The 16,784-nt window shown below is 64.6% G+C and carries 18 protein-coding genes; 7 read left to right on the top strand and 11 right to left on the bottom strand.

What is annotated here, in order from left to right; all coding sequences use genetic code 11:
• Positions 1–239: 239 nt before the first annotated feature.
• Positions 240–500 carry a hypothetical protein gene (locus J2R80_RS26505; RefSeq protein ID WP_253639738.1) on the bottom strand — a complete coding sequence of 87 codons (261 nt, stop codon included), beginning with the start codon at positions 498–500 and terminating at the stop codon, positions 240–242.
• A 748-nt stretch (positions 501–1,248) separates the two neighbouring features.
• On the opposite strand from J2R80_RS26505, the gene J2R80_RS26500 reads away from it, so the two are divergent.
• Both J2R80_RS26500 and J2R80_RS26495 read left to right on the top strand, forming a co-directional pair.
• Entirely contained in the window at positions 1,249–1,923 is a 675-nt protein-coding gene (locus J2R80_RS26500) for a hypothetical protein (protein WP_253639737.1), read from the top strand.
• Positions 1,924–2,086: 163 nt separating this feature from the next.
• Positions 2,087–2,368, top strand: coding sequence for a hypothetical protein (locus tag J2R80_RS26495; protein ID WP_253639736.1), 282 nt, complete (start codon positions 2,087–2,089; stop codon positions 2,366–2,368).
• A gap of 423 nt (positions 2,369–2,791) precedes the next feature.
• On the opposite strand, the gene J2R80_RS26490 is transcribed toward J2R80_RS26495, so the two are convergent.
• A complete protein-coding gene (locus tag J2R80_RS26490) occupies positions 2,792–3,700 on the bottom strand; it encodes a DMT family transporter (RefSeq protein WP_253639735.1) in 909 nt (302 codons plus the stop codon).
• A 96-nt stretch (positions 3,701–3,796) separates the two neighbouring features.
• On the opposite strand from J2R80_RS26490, the gene J2R80_RS26485 reads away from it, so the two are divergent.
• Entirely contained in the window at positions 3,797–4,585 is a 789-nt protein-coding gene (locus J2R80_RS26485) for a helix-turn-helix domain-containing protein (RefSeq protein ID WP_076834424.1), read from the top strand.
• Positions 4,586–4,798: 213 nt separating this feature from the next.
• Here the strand turns inward: J2R80_RS26485 and gcvA are convergent, their stop codons facing one another.
• On the bottom strand, positions 4,799–5,698 hold the full coding sequence (gene gcvA, locus J2R80_RS26480) for a transcriptional regulator GcvA (RefSeq protein WP_076834426.1): 900 nt from the start codon (positions 5,696–5,698) through the stop codon (positions 4,799–4,801).
• A gap of 186 nt (positions 5,699–5,884) precedes the next feature.
• Between gcvA and J2R80_RS26475 the strand changes: the two genes are divergently transcribed.
• The 4 genes from J2R80_RS26475 (at position 5,885) to J2R80_RS26460 (ending at position 9,279) form a co-directional block, all read left to right on the top strand.
• Positions 5,885–6,391 carry a PaaI family thioesterase gene (locus tag J2R80_RS26475; protein WP_253639734.1) on the top strand — a complete coding sequence of 169 codons (507 nt, stop codon included), beginning with the start codon at positions 5,885–5,887 and terminating at the stop codon, positions 6,389–6,391.
• Positions 6,388–7,650, top strand: a complete 1,263-nt coding sequence (locus J2R80_RS26470) for an MFS transporter (protein ID WP_253639733.1) — start codon at positions 6,388–6,390, stop codon at positions 7,648–7,650. Before J2R80_RS26475 ends, J2R80_RS26470 begins: the two co-directional genes overlap by 4 nt.
• Before the next feature lie 69 nt (positions 7,651–7,719).
• Positions 7,720–8,442 carry an AraC family transcriptional regulator gene (locus tag J2R80_RS26465; RefSeq protein WP_141341865.1) on the top strand — a complete coding sequence of 241 codons (723 nt, stop codon included), beginning with the start codon at positions 7,720–7,722 and terminating at the stop codon, positions 8,440–8,442.
• Between the two features lie 72 nt (positions 8,443–8,514).
• On the top strand, positions 8,515–9,279 hold the full coding sequence (locus J2R80_RS26460) for a sulfite exporter TauE/SafE family protein (protein WP_076834430.1): 765 nt from the start codon (positions 8,515–8,517) through the stop codon (positions 9,277–9,279).
• 41 nt (positions 9,280–9,320) lie between these two features.
• Here J2R80_RS26460 and J2R80_RS26455 read toward each other — a convergent pair whose 3' ends face one another.
• The 8 genes from J2R80_RS26455 to gatC all read right to left on the bottom strand — a co-directional run bounded on the left by J2R80_RS26455 (position 9,321) and on the right by gatC (position 16,628).
• Positions 9,321–9,587, bottom strand: a complete 267-nt coding sequence (locus tag J2R80_RS26455; protein WP_021078341.1) for a hypothetical protein — start codon at positions 9,585–9,587, stop codon at positions 9,321–9,323.
• 1,104 nt (positions 9,588–10,691) lie between these two features.
• Positions 10,692–11,114, bottom strand: coding sequence for a hypothetical protein (locus J2R80_RS26450; protein WP_141341872.1), 423 nt, complete (start codon positions 11,112–11,114; stop codon positions 10,692–10,694).
• Positions 11,115–11,144: 30 nt separating this feature from the next.
• Positions 11,145–12,632, bottom strand: a complete 1,488-nt coding sequence (gatB, locus tag J2R80_RS26445; protein WP_253639732.1) for an Asp-tRNA(Asn)/Glu-tRNA(Gln) amidotransferase subunit GatB — start codon at positions 12,630–12,632, stop codon at positions 11,145–11,147.
• A 116-nt stretch (positions 12,633–12,748) separates the two neighbouring features.
• Positions 12,749–14,110 carry a patatin-like phospholipase family protein gene (locus tag J2R80_RS26440; protein ID WP_253639731.1) on the bottom strand — a complete coding sequence of 454 codons (1,362 nt, stop codon included), beginning with the start codon at positions 14,108–14,110 and terminating at the stop codon, positions 12,749–12,751.
• A gap of 155 nt (positions 14,111–14,265) precedes the next feature.
• Complete coding sequence (locus J2R80_RS26435; protein ID WP_253639730.1) at positions 14,266–14,556, bottom strand: hypothetical protein; 291 nt, start codon at positions 14,554–14,556, stop codon at positions 14,266–14,268.
• Between the two features lie 3 nt (positions 14,557–14,559).
• Positions 14,560–16,035, bottom strand: a complete 1,476-nt coding sequence (gene gatA / locus J2R80_RS26430) for an Asp-tRNA(Asn)/Glu-tRNA(Gln) amidotransferase subunit GatA (RefSeq protein ID WP_253639729.1) — start codon at positions 16,033–16,035, stop codon at positions 14,560–14,562.
• On the bottom strand, positions 16,032–16,262 hold the full coding sequence (locus J2R80_RS26425) for a hypothetical protein (RefSeq protein ID WP_253639728.1): 231 nt from the start codon (positions 16,260–16,262) through the stop codon (positions 16,032–16,034). Before J2R80_RS26425 ends, gatA begins: the two co-directional genes overlap by 4 nt.
• 78 nt (positions 16,263–16,340) lie before the next feature.
• Positions 16,341–16,628 (bottom strand): Asp-tRNA(Asn)/Glu-tRNA(Gln) amidotransferase subunit GatC, encoded by a 288-nt coding sequence (gene gatC / locus J2R80_RS26420; protein ID WP_168858153.1) that lies wholly within the window; start codon positions 16,626–16,628, stop codon positions 16,341–16,343.
• Between the last annotated feature and the right edge of the window lie 156 nt (positions 16,629–16,784).

Raw genomic sequence — 16,784 nt, 5'->3', positions numbered from 1 at the left:
GCTACCCTCCATTGAAATTACAGGAGGAGCGCATGCGAGGCTGTTTTTCGGTCGTGGGGTTTGATCTAGGTCAAGCAATCCAGCGACGCGACATGGGTACTTAGCTGCCCCGGCGCGAACCGCGATGGCATAGTGCCTGCACTCTGGACCGTGCTGGGGATTTCAGTGTCCCAGTTCAGGAAGGAAACGCCGCCGGGCGTGTATTTTTGAGACCGGCGGCGTACTTTTTGGGGATTCGATCAGATCCAGTCGGTTGCCCAGCCGGGCAGACGACGCGGAAGCGGCCTATCGAGCAGGCCAGCGAACAACACGGCGAGCGCCGCACCTTTGATGGCGCCTTCGCCGTTGCTCCATCCGAAATGGGGGACCGCCGAGGCAATCGCCCATATCCAAAACGGTGTTGGCGTGCGACCGCTGACTGTGACTTCGAAAGTATTTTCCAGTTCTCTTGTTCGCCCGGTATTGTCCATAAGCCGCAGAAAAAGCAGCCCTTTACTCACTCTTGAGCGGCGGTCCTAAGAGGGTCGTCCTGGAGGAATGCCGGCATCGGCCCCTGGCCTGGACCGGTTGTCACCTCCGCGTGAATGAAACATCATTCCCGGCTCCGCGAAGCGAGCACGCAACAAACCGCGCCCACCATCCCCGCATTGTTTATTTCACCTGAACATTTCCGGGGTAAAGCCATGCAGCAAGACAGTGGCATCCACTTCCAGGATACCGACCAGGTTCTCCGTAACGCCCAGCTTCGCCGATCCGCCGACTTGGGTCCCTGGTTACGGCAGCGCTTCTCATCCAAGGCAGGCAGGCTCGTGGTCGCAACTTCGCTGGCTTGCATGGTTGTTGTGCTGGCGATCGCTGCTGCCCCGCGGCCGGTCTCGAGCGCTGCGCTTGGCAGCGAGTGGCAATGTAGCAAGGCAGCGTTTGTCCTGACGACCTGCCGTCAAGCCGACCCCGCCCGTTCATAGCAAGCAGCCGCATTGGGACGTACGGTAGCGACGTCAATTGGCTCTGGTGAAACCATTTGTCCGGCGACTCCGTAACTGGAGCGCCGGCCTATTTCTTCCATTTTGGCACTACGGGCCGGCTGGGGCCGTTCGGTCTTTCCCAGTCACGAACGGCCCCACTTTTAGGCCCATCCATGAACCGCGTCAGCTTTCCCTCGGCTTGATTATTTGGCATCAAATGATCAAGGCGCCCGCGCGAAGAATCCGTCGGCCGGTCGAGATCGAGCTGAAGGCGAAGAAATAGATGGATGGCCCAAGTCGCGGTCTCAGGTTAGCGATCTGTTTCGCGCTGGTTCTCGTTCTGCCTGCTGCGCAGACGCCGCCGACGCTGCATTCGCGGGACGAGTGGCGTGTGGTTGACAAGGAATGTCGCGACGTCTTGCCTGCGCAGGCAAAGATACGGGCGTGTCTCAACCTGCTGAGCGATCGACGCCTCTCGACCGCTTATCTTGCGTCGATCACCGGCGAAATATCGAGCACCTTCCAAGGCTTGCGGGACTACGTCAACGCCATCAAGTACAAGAAGATCGAAATTGAACGCACCTCGGCGAGGCAACCTTCTTCGTCGGGTGACGCACTTCCTGCCAGTTTCGGCGCGATGTCTCTGCGTTACACGGAGCTCGGGACACTCCAGGCGCTCAATCGCCAAACCAATTTCGGCAGTCAGTCGGATGAAGCACGCCGAGGCGCCACTGAGGAGCAAAACAGCTACAACCTTGCGCTTCGGTACAACCCGATGAACTACAGGGCATATCGATACCGGGCTGAAATTCGCAGCCAATTCTGCGACAGCGCGTCCGCCGCTCAAGACATGGAAGCAGCGGTCAGGTTTGCCGAACAGGCAGGAGATCAGGACGCCGCGCGAGACTACAAGCGCGTCACGCTAGGTGCTTGCGTTCCGGCGTGGCGGCGAGAATAGTCCGAGCCATCAGACTGTCGCCAGCCGGCGGCACACGCCGCGCCGCACCGCCCCGACAGTATTCTTACGGACCCCCAACTGGCAGGGAACTTGCGATGTATCCGTGAATAGTTCGGCGCCAGCTGTTCTCGGTGTGCCGAACTCAGACATTCGGAGCAGGTAAATGAACATGCATCATCGTTTTGAGACAGCTGGCGGACGTAGCGGACGCGAGTCGACGGTCAGCAAGATGCTGTCCGATCTCGTCCTGGCCTGCCGGCAGATCGAAGCCGACATCGCGACCGAAGAAGCGCGCGTGGGAATTTATGACCGATCGGACGCGAGGTATCCGATTTTGGCAAGGTCGCTCAATGAGCGGCACGCCAATCTCAAGGGAACGATTGCCACGCTCGAAAAGCGTATCGCCGAGAGATCTCAGCACAAGCTGGTGACCGACGCAGCATAGCTCGGTCTTTGACCAGCTCCTTGCACGCGGGCAGAGCGATCGATGCGATGAAGCATCAGTGCGGCGGCGACGACGTCAGCCGCTGCCGCGGGTGGATGGATCGAGGTTTCGGTTCTCGCCGGGCGGGATCGGGCCAAAGCCCGGATATACGTACCGGTCCGGAGACACGACCTGTTCACTTGGACGGATGATGAGGTGCTGTCGCACGCGACGATGATGCGCCGTTGCGGCGCCGGCAACCGAGCTCCACAGCATCGCAGGCGGCAACGCCAAGGCCAAGGAAATAGGCAAGCAAACACGCAAGGCAACACGCATCGCGATCACTCCGTTTCACCGAACAGGTGATCGCCGAGCGTAGCGCTGTATTCTGCCCTGGCTTCTCACATGCGATCAAAACAGCGAGATCGGCGATCCGTCACTTCGTTATCGCGCACCGATCGCGGTCTTTAGCGGCCGCGGCAAGGCCTGCGCGCAGGCAACACCGAGCAGCGCGAGGCCGCCGCCGACGACGTGGAATGGCCTGACCGGCTCGCCGAGCATCATGACCGCGGCCACAGAGGTCAGCACCGGCAAGAGATTCATGAAGATCGCGCAGCGGTTCGGGCCGAGCTGCGCGACACCGCGGATCCAGAGGAACGGCAGCACCACCGAGGCCATCGCGCCGGCATAGACGATCAGCGGCAAAGTCTCGGCGTTGACCTGACGCAGCGGCGCCGGCGTCGCGAGGAACGCGGGAAACATCACGGCCAGCGCGCACAGCGCCTGCATGTAGGTGGATTGCCATCCAGTGATCGGCAGATTCCAGCGTTTCAGCAGCACGCCGTACAGCGCATAGGCGATCGCGGCCAGCAGCATCAGCGCGTCGCCCGCATGCACGCCGTTCTGCAACAGCGACGACAAGTCGCCGCCGCTGACGAGATAGACGAGGCCCGCAAACGACAGCGGCGCGCCCCAGATCATGCCAAGCGTCGGCGGTTCGCCGAGCAGCGCGGCACTGAGGGCGACCGTCAAGAGCGGCGTCAGCGCGGTGAACACCGCCATGTTGGTCGCGGTGGTGGTCTCGGCCGCCAGATACGACAGGCTCTGGAACAGACACATCGCAAGAAAGCCGAGGATCGCGAGCTGACCAAGATGCGGCCAGATCGCACGGCGATTGCGCCAGGCGCCGCGCGCCACGAACGGAGACATCAAGAGCACCGCGACCAGCAGGCGATAGAAGGTGATCGCCTGCGGACCGATCGTGTGCGCCGAGAGGCGAGAAACGATGACGTTGCCTGCCCACAGCACGATGGCAACGAAGGGATAGAGAGGTGCAGCTTTTGACTTGAACATGACCCGGCAGCTTGTTGGTGGAGGACGCACCAGCAACTACCTGTCGCGCCGAAGTCCGTCTCACGCTAGACTGACCTCACCTAGCGAGATTGGGACATGCGAGATGAAGACGTGTTGGACGAGCTGACCACACGGCACCTCTACTATCACGCCACGGCGCGGCCGATGGCGGCGATGGAGATCGACTATCCGAGCGGCGCGTCGACCGGCCTGCACGCGCATCCGCGCGGCCAGCTGCTCTATGCGATCGAGGGCGTGATGGTCGTGCGCTGCGCTGAAGGCACCTGGGTGGTGCCGCCCAACCGGGCGGTGTGGCTCGTGGCCGATCTCGCGCACGAGGTCCGGATGTGCGGCGCGGTCAAGATCCGCACCGTGTTCGTGGACGCCGACGCGGCTCCCAATCTGCCGCGGGCCAGCTGCGTGTTCGCGGTCTCGCCGCTGCTGCGCGAATTGTTCGTCGCCGCGATGCGCGTCCCGCTGGACTATGCGCCCGCGACCTCCGACGAGCGCCTGATGCGCGTGCTGCTCGACCAGCTGCGCGAAGTCGATGTGCTGCCGCTGCACCTGCCGATGCCGCGCGACGAAAGGCTCGCGCGGATCTGCGCCGCGCTGGTGGCCCACCCGAACGATGGCTCCACGGCGGAGCAATGGGCGCGCCGGCTGAAGCTGACGTCGAAGACCATCCATCGTCTGTTCGCCCGGGAAACCGGCATGACGTTCGGCGAATGGCGTCAGCAGGCCCGCCTGCTGTTCGCGCTCGAACGCCTCGCGCGCGGCGCCCGCGTGGTCGATGTCGCGCTCGATGCCGGCTATGCCAGCCAGAGCGCCTTCACCGCGATGTTCCGCAAGCATTTTGGCGTGCCGCCCAACGCGTTCTATCGGTGAGCCGTCCACTGCCGCTGTGCTCCCTCTCCCGTTCTTACGGGGAGAGGGTTGGGGTGAGGGGCTGCATCCGCAAAACAACTTCGAGTTAGACTCGCGGAGATTCCCCCTCACCCGGATCACATTGCGCTTCGCTCCATGCGATCCGGCCTCTCCCCGCACACGGGGCGAGGTGAAACAGAGTCCGTTGCTCGACCTGGCATAATCTCGTCGCGTTTAGTGCTCCGCCGCCGACTGAGCCTCCGGTCCCAGGATCCATTTCCTGAACGCGGCGATCTTCGGAAGCGACTGCCGGTTGTCGGGACAGACGAGATAGTACGCGAACTCCTCCAGATGCGCGGTCTCGAGCAGCTGGACCAGTTCACCGCTCGCGATCTCATGTGCCACCATCGCGGCCGGCAGCAGGCCCGCGCCCTGCCCCGTCAGCATGGCCTTCAGCAGAAGGCCGCTGTCATCGAACGAGGGTCCGCGCGGCGTGCGAACCTCCGCGATGCCGTTGGCCTGAAACCACAGGCTCCACCCCTTGCGATCGGCGTCATGCACCTGCGGCCAGCTTGCGAGCTCGCCCGGAGATGCCGGCCGGCCGAGTCGCGCCACCAGCGACGGCGATGCGACCGCCACCATCTCCACGGTGACGACGCGGTCGCTGCGCAGCCCCGGATAACGGCCAAGGCCGTGGCGCACCGCGACGTCGACGCCGCTGCGCGAGAAATCGACCACTGTGTTGCTGGTGACGATCTGCAGATCGATCTCGGGATGCGCATCCTGGAACGAGGCCATGCGGGGCACCAGCCAGGCCGACGCAAAGAACGGCGTGACGCTCACCGTGAGCGTACCGGCATCGACCGATGCCGCGACGCGGCGCGAGGCATCCGCGATCTGGCGAAACGCGTTGCGGATCGACGGCAGATAGTCGCGGCCGGCGTCGGTGAGATAGATGCCGCGCGGAACCCGCTCGAACAGCTTCACGCCGAGATCGGCTTCGAGCGTCTTGAGCATCTGGCTGACCGCGCCCGGCGTCACGCATAGCTCCTCGGCCGCGAGCTTCACCGAGAGATGGCGAGCAGCGGATTCAAACGCCTTGAGCGCGTTCAGGGGTGGAAGCCGGCTTTCCATGATTTAGATTTTCTAATCTCAATTGCCCAGCAAATCTGGTTTGCCAACTCGGCGTTACGGGCGCCTTATCAGCCTAATCCGATGCTGAAAGCCGCGTCAACGCAGAGAAAGTCGAACCATGGAACTTAGATTTTCTAACCTTCTTTGCCGCTCCCGACGGCTCCGTCTTCTTGATGGAGCCAAGCCATGACCGAGGTCGCAAGCAAGCTCGCCCTCCGCGAGATCGCTGCCGGCGGCCGGACCGGCCCGCTCGTCGAGCGCATCAACGCGTCGCAAGCCGGCAGCCTGCCCGGCCAGCTGGATTTTCAATGGCTCGAAGCCGGATGCGGCCACATCCGCGGCCGCTTCGAGATTGCCGCAAAACACTTCTCGCCGCACGGGCTGCTGCACGGCGCAAGCATCGTCGCATTGGCCGATACCGCATGCGGATTCGGCTGCCTCGCGTCGTTGCCGGATGGCGCCATCGGCTTCGCCACCGGAGAGTTGAAAACCAACTTCATCGGCGCCGCGCGCGAAGGCGGCGTGAGCTGTGAGGCGCGCCTCGTTCACGCCGGGCGCACCACCCAGGTGTGGGACGCCGAGATCCGCACCGAGGCGACAGGCAAGACCATCGCGCTGTTTCGCTGCACGCAGTTGCTGCTCTACCCGCCGAGCAAGGCCGGTGGTCATGCGGCACAGGGAGAACGATCATGAGGAATGCCGTCATGCACGCCGGTTATCAACGCGCCAAGCCGTTCTACGGCTGGTACGTCGTCGCAGCAGCCTTCGTCGTGACGCTGATCGGCTTCGGCAGCGCCTACACATTCTCGTCCTTCGTCGAGTCCCTGCAGCGGGAGTTCGGCGCCTCGCGCGGCTCGGTGTCGCTGGTGTTCTCCTTCGCTGGCTTCCTGTATTTCGGCCTGGGGATGATCTCCGGTCCGCTTGCCGATCGCTGGGGCGCACGCGGGCTCGCTGGCCTCGGAATGGCGCTGGTCGGTCTCGGCATGGTGCTGGCGGGACAGGCCCAGACCATCCTCCAGGTCTATGCCGCCTACAGCATCGGGATCGGCGCCGGCGTCGGTTGCGCTTACGTCCCGACCTTGGGCGCGGTGCAACGCTGGTTCGTCAGGCGGCGCGGTTTTGCGTCGGGCCTCGCCGTCAGCGGGATCGGCGTCGGCACACTGGTGATGCCGCCGCTCGCGACCTGGCTGATCACGAGCCTCGGCTGGCGCGATGCCTATGTCGTGCTGGGCGTTGTCGCCGCCGTCGCCGGGATCGGTGCATCGCTGCTGATCGCGGACGATCCGCGCCGGTACGGCACCGGACCGGACGGCGATCCGCTCGAGACGGTTTCGGGCGCGCCGCTCCGCCAGGGCGTCTCGATCCGCGGCGCGGTGCGGACCGCCCGCTTCGCCGGGCTCTATGCCGCCTGCCTGATCAGCGCGTTCGGGGTGTTCGTGCCGTTCGTGCACCTCGTGCCGCTTGCGGTCGATCATCAGGTGGCGCCGACGCTGGCCGTACTGTTGCTCGGGATGATCGGGGTCGGCAGCACGGCCGGACGGTTCTTCCTCGGCGGCATCGCCGACCGCGTCGGCCGCGATGCATTCCTGGTCGCGATGTATCTCGGCATGGCCGTCTCGCTGGCGATCTGGGCGATCGCCGGCACCTTCTGGTCGCTCACGGTCTTCGCGCTGCTGTTCGGCCTGTTCTATGGCGGCTGGGTCGCGATCCTGCCCGCTGTCGTCACCGACCATTTCGGCGGCCGCAATGTCGGCGGCATCATCGGCATCCTCTACACCAGCGTCGCGGTTGGCACGCTGCTGGGCCCGAGCGCCGCCGGCTTCGCCTACGACATCAGCCACAGCTACTTCATTCCGGTGGCGATCAGCGCGGCCGCCAACCTCGTCGCCGCCCTCATTGCAATGGCGACCATGCGAACGGCCTCGCCGATCGCCTCGGTTGAGCAGGCGTGAGGCCCTCATGACGGTTGGTGACCCCCGTGCTACGCTCGGAGATCACCGCCCCATCGTTTCGAGACCTCCGTGATCGCTCGCCTCGCCATGACCAATGCCTGGACTTATCGGCGAGCCGACAGGGAAGACATCGTTGAGCTGGCATCGTGGCGCGGCGCCGGCTCGCTTGGCCTCAAGCCGCACTTCCATGACGAGAACCAGATCGTGCTGGTGCTGTCAGGGTCGCGCGCCTTTCGCATCGGCGGCGCGACCGTCACCGTGCCCGCCGGCCATGCCGCGCTGATTCCGGCCGGAATGCTGCATGCGCCGATGACGATGTCGGACGAGGAAACGGCCTGCCTGAACGCCTACGTTCCTGCCGGCCGCGTCTGCTCATCGGTGCGGATCATCCGGTTCGGGCAGCGTTGGCGGAACGTCGACGAGATCTCGCCTGGGCACGTCAGCGAGATCGCCGACGACATCCTGTCGTGCGCGCCGTCCCACCCCGCCGGGTGCACCGACAAGACGAAGCTCGGCATCACGCTGACCGAGAGCGTCGCGCCGATCGGAGCGATTGCCGCCGGCTTCGGGCGAAGCCGCGAAGGCTTCAGCCGCATGGTCAGCCGCGAGCTCGGCATCCCGCCGCATACCTTCCGCCGGCTGGCCCGCCTCAATCTTGCCCGGCAATTGCTGCGCGCCGGCGAGCCGATCGCAGCAGCCGCGGCCGATGCGGGCTTTTCTGACCAGAGCCACCTCACCCGGCTGTTCCGCCGCACCTTTGGCACGACGCCGGGCGTCTACTGGCGCGGCTGAAGTGACGTCACAGACGTTCCAGACCGATTGGCGCGCCGCCCGCTAGCCTGCTCACCCTCAAGAGGGTGAAGGATGGATACCCAGACAAGTCTTCTGCTGCTGGCGGCCGGGGTCGCCGGAGGGATCATCAATGCACTGGCGGGCGGCGCCACACTCATCACCTTTCCGGCGATGCTCGCGGCGGGCCTGCCGGCCGTCATCGCCAACGCGTCGAATGCGGTGGCGATCTCGCCGGGGCATTTGATCGCGGCGCTCGCCGATCGCGGCAAGCTGCCGCCGCCGACGCGGCGCACGATCAGCTTCGTCGTGATCGCCACGGTGGGCGGCGCGGTCGGCGCCGGCGTGCTGTTGCTGCTTCCCGAGCGGCTGTTCCTGCTGCCGGTGCCGGCCTTGATCGCATTTGCAACGCTGTTGTTCGGCTTCGCGCCGCAGATCCAGGGATGGACCGTCGAGCGCCACAAGGCCGCGGCCTTGCCCTCGACCAGCGCGAGCGGTGCTGTCCTGGGATTGTCGTGCATCTATGGAGGCTTCTTCGGCGCCGGTCTCGGCGTCATCCTGACCGCGGTGCTGTCGATCACCGAGCCCGGCGACATCAGGGCGATCAAGGCGTTGAAGAACCTGCTCGCGACGTGCGTGTCGCTCGCTGCCACATTGATCTTTATCTTGCAGGGAGCGGTGCGATGGCCAGAGACCTTGGCGATGCTGCTCGGCGCCATGATCGGCGGCTATGCCGGAGGCTTCCTGATCCGGATCCTTCCCGGCCACATCGTCCGGCAGTTCGTCATCGTGGCCGGAGCGCTGATGACGGTGGTCTACGCGGCGCGATACTGGTTCTAGGTGGAGCGAGGGAGCCGAGGCTCCCATCGACATCGGTTGGCTTAGTGCGTCGTCATCCAGGCGCGGGCTTCACGCTGGGCGGCCGCGATCTCGACATCGGACATCTGCTCGGCGACTTCGCGGCGGTGCGCGATCGCGTCAGTACGTCCCTTGAGCGCCGCCAGGTTGAACCATTTGTGCGCCGCGACGAGGTTGACCACACCGGAGCGGCCGCTCGCCCAATACATGCCACGTTCGAACAGCACGTCCTGGATCGCCGTTGCGGCAACCGGGACAGCGCTTTCCTGATCGATGACCCCCTGAAACATTCTCATTCCCCTTTTTGTTGTTGGCCGCCCTCCCCCGAGCGCGGCCCCCGTCCACTGTTAAAACTACCCTGTCATTCCCTGGCTGATCTTTGATCATGCCCGGGCTGATCTCTTGATCATGCCTCGCGCTGATCCTCGGGATCACCGCGTGCCGTTTGCCGGCTTGTTGGGATGATCATGGCCCATCAAATTTGAAGAGCGGTTTAAGTATCGCGATGAACGGGATGTAAATCGGCGTCGCCGAGGGCGCATCGAGGAATCGCAGAAGTGCCTGTGCCGCAGGCACTTCCTTGCATTCGTGAACGCCGGTTTACCCTGGTGTTTGGGACAACGATAACCATGGCGGACATTGGCCGCGGGCGCCGGCGGGTCCCACCAGGTAATCAGTTCGAAATTGACGGAGGGACGGCGCGACCATGGACGAGCCGCGGAGCGGCGTGCGGTCGGGTGCACAGAGAAAAGCAACGCGAGGCCGTCAGGCCCAACGTCGATCCGGAACGGGGATGGATGGGGAAAGTGGCTGCCGGGCGCGGACTGCGCGGGCCGCCGGAACGAGGGGGTCGGCGAACACGTCAGGACCAGATTTCAGCTCGGCATTCTCGCCGGTGAAATTGCGGAACCAAGCGGGCTCCGCACCGAACGAAGAAATCTCTGTTTCTTCTGCCGGACCGGTTTTGGGAAGGTTGCCCTCTCCGAAATTCGATCCAGCCGTTTGACCTGATGTCTCGCCGACACCCTCTTTCGTCAGCCAGAGCCTTGGGGGTGGGATGTGCCTCTCAGCAGTCCGTCCGCTGGCTCTCGCGACGTGCCGGCGTCAAGCCGCCGGCAATCCTCTCGAGGCGAGAGGCTTACTTCTTCTTGGCGACCTTGCGGGTCTTCTTCGCAGTCTTCTTCACTGCGCTCTTCGCCTTCTTCGCCTTCTTCGCCTTCTTTGCCTTCTTAGCCATGTTGCCCTCCAGTATGTGAGATGGCTCTACTTCGCTGCGTGCACTCGGGAATCGATATGCACTACTTCCCGAATACACCAACAGACCGAAAAAAACAGTGTCCCGCTTAAGGAAGTGTTGACGCAGCGGTGGCAACGCGCACCGCGCGCGCCGCCGTTCAAATCGACACTTCATTCACGCGACGATGCAAGAAGTGCAACAGCCGCCGACATCGGCATTTGTCAACGTTGCAGGAAATGCCTTCTGTTGTAGGCTTTTCTTGAATTCGCATTGAAGCGATCGACGCGAGATCGTCGTTGCGCTGAGTCGCGAGCGAAGACGAAAAGCGGCACGTCGCCGACGCCGAGTCGTAATTTTTGGCAACGAAAAAATTTTCGTGGGAAAGACGGCTTTTGCCTCGTTTGAGGTCATCCGAACCGGATTTGCGAACGAATCGCGGCTTCTGCGATTCGGCACCGGTGGCGCCGGCGCGCCACGAACGGAGGGTGTGAGGCAGGATCACGCCACGTTCACGCGCGCGCGACGACACCGAAGGTGACGGCAAAGGAGCATGCAAGGGAGCATGATCCGGCTGGATCATGCGCCAAGGACAACATCATTGTCCTGTTGTTCAGATGCCGAGCTTCGACTTCAAGAGGTCGTTGACCGCCTGCGGGTTCGCCTTGCCGCCCGACGACTTCATCACCTGACCGACGAACCAGCCGACCAATTGCGGCTTCGCCTTCGCTTGCTCGACCTTGTCGGGATTGGCCGCGATGATGTCGTCGACCACCTTCTCGATCGCGCCGAGGTCGGTGACCTGCTTCATGCCGCGCGCCTCGACAAGCGCGCGCGGATCGCCGCCTTCCTGCCAGACGATCTCGAACAAGTCCTTGGCGATCTTGCCGGAAATCGTTCCCTCGCCGATCAGGTCGACGATCGCGGCGAGCTGCTCCGCCGACACCGGCGAGGCTGCGATCTCGACGCCTTCCTTGTTGAGACGACCGAACAATTCGTTGATCACCCAGTTGGCGGCGAGCTTGCCGTCGCGCGCCTTGTCGGCAAGACCCGACAGCACCGTCTCGTAGAACTCCGCGCTCTCGCGCTCGGCAACCAGCACGCTCGCATCATAGGGCGACAGGCCGAAGCCCGTAATAAAACGGGACTTCTTCTCGTCCGGCAGTTCCGGGAGCTGCGCCTTGAGGTCGTCGACGAAGGCCTGGCTGAACTCGAGCGGCAACAGATCGGGATCGGGGAAGTAACGGTAGTCGTGCGCCTCTTCCTTGGAGCGCATCGAGCGGGTCTCGCCCTTGTTCGGGTCGAACAGCCGGGTTTCCTGGTCGATCGAGCCGCCGTCCTCGATGATCTCGATCTGACGCCGCGCCTCGTACTCGATCGCCTGGCCGATGAAGTTGACCGAGTTCATGTTCTTGATTTCGCAGCGGGTGCCGAGCGCGGTTTCGCCGTGACGGCGTACCGAGACGTTGACGTCGGCGCGCAAATTGCCCTTCTCCATGTCGCCGTCGCAGGTGCCGAGGTAGCGCAGGATCGAGCGCAGCTTGGTGACGTAGGCCTTGGCCTGCTCGGCGTCGCGGATGTCGGGCTTGGAGACGATCTCCATCAGCGCAACGCCGCAACGGTTGAGGTCGACATAGGACATCGTCGGCGACTGATCGTGCAGCAACTTGCCGGCGTCCTGTTCCAGGTGCAGCCGCTCGATCCCGATCGTGACGCTGCGGCCGCCGTCGAGCTCGAGCGACACCTCGCCCTCGCCCACGATCGGCGACTTGTACTGGCTGATCTGGTAGCCCTGCGGCGAGTCCGGATAGAAATAGTTCTTGCGGTCGAACACCGAGCGCAGGTTGATCTGCGCATTCAGCCCGAGACCGGTGCGCACCGCCTGGCGGACGCATTCCTCATTGATCACGGGCAACATGCCCGGCATCGCGGCATCGACCAGCGAGACATGTGAATTGGGCTCGCCGCCGAACGCGGTCGATGCGCCGGAGAACAGCTTCGCGTTCGAGGTGACCTGGGCATGGATCTCCATGCCGATCACGACCTCCCAATCGCCGGTGGCGCTCTTGATCAGTTTGTGCGGGGCGGCAGATGCGGTCATGGATCTCGGTTTCCGGATAAAGGATATCTGGGATGGATTGGGCTTCGCGCAACCGATCGCGCCAGTCAAGCCGCCTTACAGTCCCCTTGCAGCCCGCCGCCGTCGCCTGCGGCGGATCAGAGCCCGCGCCGGAACTGCTGGTAGGCCTTGCTCGAGCGCAGCGCGTCGGCGCCGCCCGCGATCAGTTGGTCGACCTGCTCCGGCGGCAGCGACAACCGCGTCGGGATGGCGTTCAGGATGCCGGCGCGGTCCGGTCCGAGCCGGTCGAAGCCGAGCCGCTCGACATAGATCGCGACGTCGCCGCATTTCCAGCCGGCGCCGACGCCGAGCCGGCTGCGCTCCGCCGCCGACAGCCCGCAGCGCCAGCGCTTCAGCTTGCCGGACCAGTCCTCGGCGAGCGCCGTGAAGGCGGCGTAGCTGGAGCGCACGCTGGCATCGATCGCGGTGTCGGCGGCCGCGGACACCAGTTCGACGCCGCTCGGCCCTTCGAGCGTCTGCACGAAGTCGCCGGAGATGCCGCGGCCGGCGTCGACCACCAGGAACAGGATGCGCTTCAGCTTGGCTGCCTGCCGCTCGTTCAGCGGCTCGTAGGGACGCTGCGCGGCGAGCAAGCCGATGCTCAGCCCCGACAGGCCGTAATTGTCGACAAGGCCGCCATCGAGCAGCTTGACGTAGCGCATCGAGCCGTCGCGGTAATGCGCCTGGGCCTCGGCGTAGGCGCGCAGCAACGGCTGTGCGTTCGGATCGTTGCGCACCCGCTCGAGCCAGGCCGGCAGCGGCGCGGCGCATCCACCGGGATAGGTTTGCAGCACGATCGGGGCGAATGCCAGCGGCACCGCGGCGGATGCCGCCACCGCTTCGGCGACACGATATGATCTGATGTCGCTGCACAAGGCATCGAACGACGTCTTGCCGAACACGAACGGCGTGCGGTTGTAGATATCAGACGCGTTGATCCAGACCCGCGGCCGGCGATCGTCGGCCAGTGCGTCGAACCGCGCGCCGTCGAACAAATTCTGATCGAGCCAGTCGGTGAACTGGCTGTCGTTGACGCCGCCGCCGAGCGCGCGCCCGATATTGCCGAGCGAGATCCGGGTCTTCAGTCCCTCCTCGGCGTTGCGCAGCAGGAAGCGCTGGCGGAAATCGTCGAGCGCCGCGCGGCGCTTCAATCCGAAATAGGCGGCGGTGACCGATCCGCCGGAGACGCCGGAGACGAAGTCGACGCGGTCGAGCAGCGTCTTGGTGCCCGCCGCACTCGAACGCGTGTGGTCAAGCTCCTCCAGCACGCCGAAGGAAAACGCCGCCGCGCGGGTGCCGCCGCCGGAGAACGACAGCGCGAGCAGCAGATCATCTTCGTAGGCCGGAATGTCGCGAGCGCTGCTGTTGTCGGCGAGCGCGGCGCCGAGCGGCACATTGCCGGGCAGATTGTAGACGGAGGCGCAGCCGGCAAGGCCGACCGCCACCACGGCCACCAGCATTGCTGACAGCCATCCCCCTATGCCCGACCCACGCACGAATACTCTCTTTTGCCGCTGGCCCCGCCCGGTTCCACTAGCCTATCACGGCCAATCTGGGCGGCGGCATGGCGGCCGAAACAGGGTTAATGCTCGCGGTGCCTCCGCACCGGCGTCCTTTAGCCGCGCTGCGCCAGCAGCGTGGCTACGATCCGCTCCCACTCGGCCTCGAGCGTGTCCTTTGCGACCGGCTGGCCGGCCTGGCGGTACCAGTAGCCGGCATTGCCGAGATCGCCCTCGACGCGATGCAGATGGGCATGCACCCAGGCCGAATTGGCGTCGGCCTCATCCTGCACGATGCGGTGCGCCTGGTCCCAATCGCCCTTCTTCGCCCACCATAACGCGGCGAGCGGCGGCGACAGCGCCGCATCGGGCGCGGTGTCAGCGAGACTGGCGCGGAAATCCGCCATCGCTCACCACCATCTGGGCGCCGTGAACCGGCCGGCCGCCTGCTCGATCACCTCGCCGAGCGAGAACAGCGTCTCCTCGTCGAACGGACGGCCGATCAGTTGCAGGCCGAGCGGCAGGCCTTGCGAGTCCTTGCCGGCGGGCACGGCGATGCCCGGCAGGCCCGCCATGTTCACGGTCACCGTGAAGATGTCGTTGAGATACATCTCGACCGGATCGGCGCCGCCCTTCTCGCCGATGCCGAACGCCGCCGACGGCGTCGCCGGCGTCAGGATCGCGTTGACACTCTTGGCGAAGCAGTCCTCGAAGTCCTTCTTGATCAGCGTCCGGACCTTTTGCGCGCGCAGATAATAGGCGTCGTAGTAGCCGGCCGACAGCACATAGGTGCCGATCAGCACGCGGCGGCGCACCTCGTCGCCAAAACCATCGGCGCGGGTGTTCTCGTACATCTCGATGATGTTCCTGCCCGGTTCGCGCAGCCCGTAGCGCACGCCGTCGTAGCGCGCGAGGTTCGACGAGGCCTCCGCCGGTGCCACGATGTAATAGGCAGGCAGTGCGTATTTGGTGTGCGGCAGCGACACCTCGACGAGCTCGGCGCCGGCGGCCTTCAGCCACTGCGCGCCCTCGCTCCAGAGCTTTTCGATCTCGGCCGGCATGCCGTCGAGCCGATATTCCCTGGGGATGCCGATCTTCATGCCCTTCACGGACTTGCCGATCGCGGCCTCGTAGTCCGGCACGGCGATGTCGACCGACGTGGTGTCCTTGGGATCGTGCCCCGCCATCGAGCGCATCAGGATCGCGGCATCGCGCGTCGAGCGCGCGATCGGGCCGGCCTGGTCGAGCGAGGATGCAAACGCGACGATGCCCCAGCGCGAGCAGCGGCCATAGGTCGGCTTGATGCCGACGGTTGCGGTGAACGCGGCGGGCTGGCGGATCGAGCCGCCGGTGTCGGTCGCGGTCGCGCCCATGCAGAGAGCAGCCGCCACCGCCGAAGCCGAGCCGCCGGACGAGCCGCCCGGCACCAGCGTGGTGTTGGAGCCCTCGCGCCGCCACGGGTTGGTGACCGGGCCGAAGCACGAGGTCTCGTTCGACGAGCCCATCGCGAATTCGTCATTGTTGAGTTTGCCGAGCAGCACTGCACCGTCGCGCCACAACTGCGAGGTCACCGTCGACTCGTAGGGCGGAATGAAATTGCCGAGGATATTCGAGCACGCAGTGGTCCTGATGTCGCGGGTCGCGAACAGGTCCTTGATGCCGAGCGGGATGCCGGCGAGCGGTCCGCCCTCGCCTTTTGCAATTTTCGCGTCGGCGGCCTTGGCCATCTCGCGGGCGCGGTCGGGCGTCTCGAGCACATAGGCATTGAGCACGCGCGCGGCTTCGATCGCGGCGAGATGTGCGTCGGTCAGCTCAACGGCGGTGAAAGACTTGCTCGCCAGGCCCTCGCGGGCCTCGGCGATCGTCAGCGATGTCAAATCAGTCATTTATTGATCGGGCTGCAGAAGAACGGAGACAGGGTCTTGTCGTTGGCGGGGTCGTCATGCCGGGCTTTGGCATTTTCCTTGGCGCGGGCGGCGTCAAGCGCCTCGAGATGGTCGAGCACGGCGTCCATCGCCGTGTTGGGATCGGCGACCTTCCCCTTGCGCTCCATGGCATCGAGGAAGTCCATATAGGCCTTGTAGGCCTTCTCATCGTCGCACAGCAGACACATTGAACTTTGTCGCTTTTGTTTGACGCGTTTTCTTCACGCGAACCGGTATCCACTTCGCTCGAAAACGCGATGCTTGCGTTACTCGACCACCTTCGGCACCAGGAAGAAGTCGTTCACGCTGTCGGGCGCGTTGCGGACAATGACGTCGGCGATCTCGCCGTCATTGACCACGTCGGCGCGCTTCTTCATCTCCATCGGCGTCACCGAGGTCATCGGCTCGACGCCGTCGATATTCACTTCCGACAGCTGCTCCACAAAGGCCAGCATCGCGTTCAGCTCGCCCTGGAGATGGGGAACTTCGGCGTCGCTGACCGCGATCCGCGCCAGATGCGCGATGCGGCGGACGGTCGTGGCGTCTACGGACATTATATAGGGCCTCGGGGCTGAAAGGTCAGCCTGCCGTATAGCAGAGGCCGGTTTTGCGCCGCAACCGCGCGAATTTGCCCGCCCAACGGGGCTTTGCGCCCATCCGGCGACCGGGCAAGACACCCTGCCACGCATTCCGGCTGCGAAACGCACGAC

The organism is Bradyrhizobium sp. USDA 4541, assembly GCF_024171085.1.
Lineage (GTDB): Bacteria > Pseudomonadota > Alphaproteobacteria > Rhizobiales > Xanthobacteraceae > Bradyrhizobium > Bradyrhizobium australafricanum.
This window is presented reverse-complemented; position numbering and strand designations above follow the sequence as displayed.

What these genes read in the sequence shown, in the direction of transcription:
- gcvA (WP_076834426.1), bottom strand. Translation starts at nt 5,698, where the DNA reads ATGGAAAGCCGGCTTCCACCCCTGAACGCGCTCAAGGCGTTTGAATCC.
- J2R80_RS26440 (WP_253639731.1), bottom strand. Translation starts at nt 14,110, where the DNA reads ATGCTGGTGGCCGTGGTGGCGGTCGGCCTTGCCGGCTGCGCCTCCGTC.
- gatB (WP_253639732.1), bottom strand. Translation starts at nt 12,632, where the DNA reads ATGACCGCATCTGCCGCCCCGCACAAACTGATCAAGAGCGCCACCGGC.
- J2R80_RS26425 (WP_253639728.1), bottom strand. Translation starts at nt 16,262, where the DNA reads ATGTGTCTGCTGTGCGACGATGAGAAGGCCTACAAGGCCTATATGGAC.
- J2R80_RS26450 (WP_141341872.1), bottom strand. Translation starts at nt 11,114, where the DNA reads ATGATCCAGCCGGATCATGCTCCCTTGCATGCTCCTTTGCCGTCACCT.
- J2R80_RS26500 (WP_253639737.1), top strand. Translation starts at nt 1,249, where the DNA reads ATGGATGGCCCAAGTCGCGGTCTCAGGTTAGCGATCTGTTTCGCGCTG.
- J2R80_RS26435 (WP_253639730.1), bottom strand. Translation starts at nt 14,556, where the DNA reads ATGGCGGATTTCCGCGCCAGTCTCGCTGACACCGCGCCCGATGCGGCG.
- J2R80_RS26470 (WP_253639733.1), top strand. Translation starts at nt 6,388, where the DNA reads ATGAGGAATGCCGTCATGCACGCCGGTTATCAACGCGCCAAGCCGTTC.
- J2R80_RS26495 (WP_253639736.1), top strand. Translation starts at nt 2,087, where the DNA reads ATGAACATGCATCATCGTTTTGAGACAGCTGGCGGACGTAGCGGACGC.
- J2R80_RS26475 (WP_253639734.1), top strand. Translation starts at nt 5,885, where the DNA reads ATGACCGAGGTCGCAAGCAAGCTCGCCCTCCGCGAGATCGCTGCCGGC.
- J2R80_RS26490 (WP_253639735.1), bottom strand. Translation starts at nt 3,700, where the DNA reads ATGTTCAAGTCAAAAGCTGCACCTCTCTATCCCTTCGTTGCCATCGTG.
- gatC (WP_168858153.1), bottom strand. Translation starts at nt 16,628, where the DNA reads ATGTCCGTAGACGCCACGACCGTCCGCCGCATCGCGCATCTGGCGCGG.
- J2R80_RS26460 (WP_076834430.1), top strand. Translation starts at nt 8,515, where the DNA reads ATGGATACCCAGACAAGTCTTCTGCTGCTGGCGGCCGGGGTCGCCGGA.
- J2R80_RS26485 (WP_076834424.1), top strand. Translation starts at nt 3,797, where the DNA reads ATGCGAGATGAAGACGTGTTGGACGAGCTGACCACACGGCACCTCTAC.
- gatA (WP_253639729.1), bottom strand. Translation starts at nt 16,035, where the DNA reads ATGACTGATTTGACATCGCTGACGATCGCCGAGGCCCGCGAGGGCCTG.
- J2R80_RS26455 (WP_021078341.1), bottom strand. Translation starts at nt 9,587, where the DNA reads ATGTTTCAGGGGGTCATCGATCAGGAAAGCGCTGTCCCGGTTGCCGCA.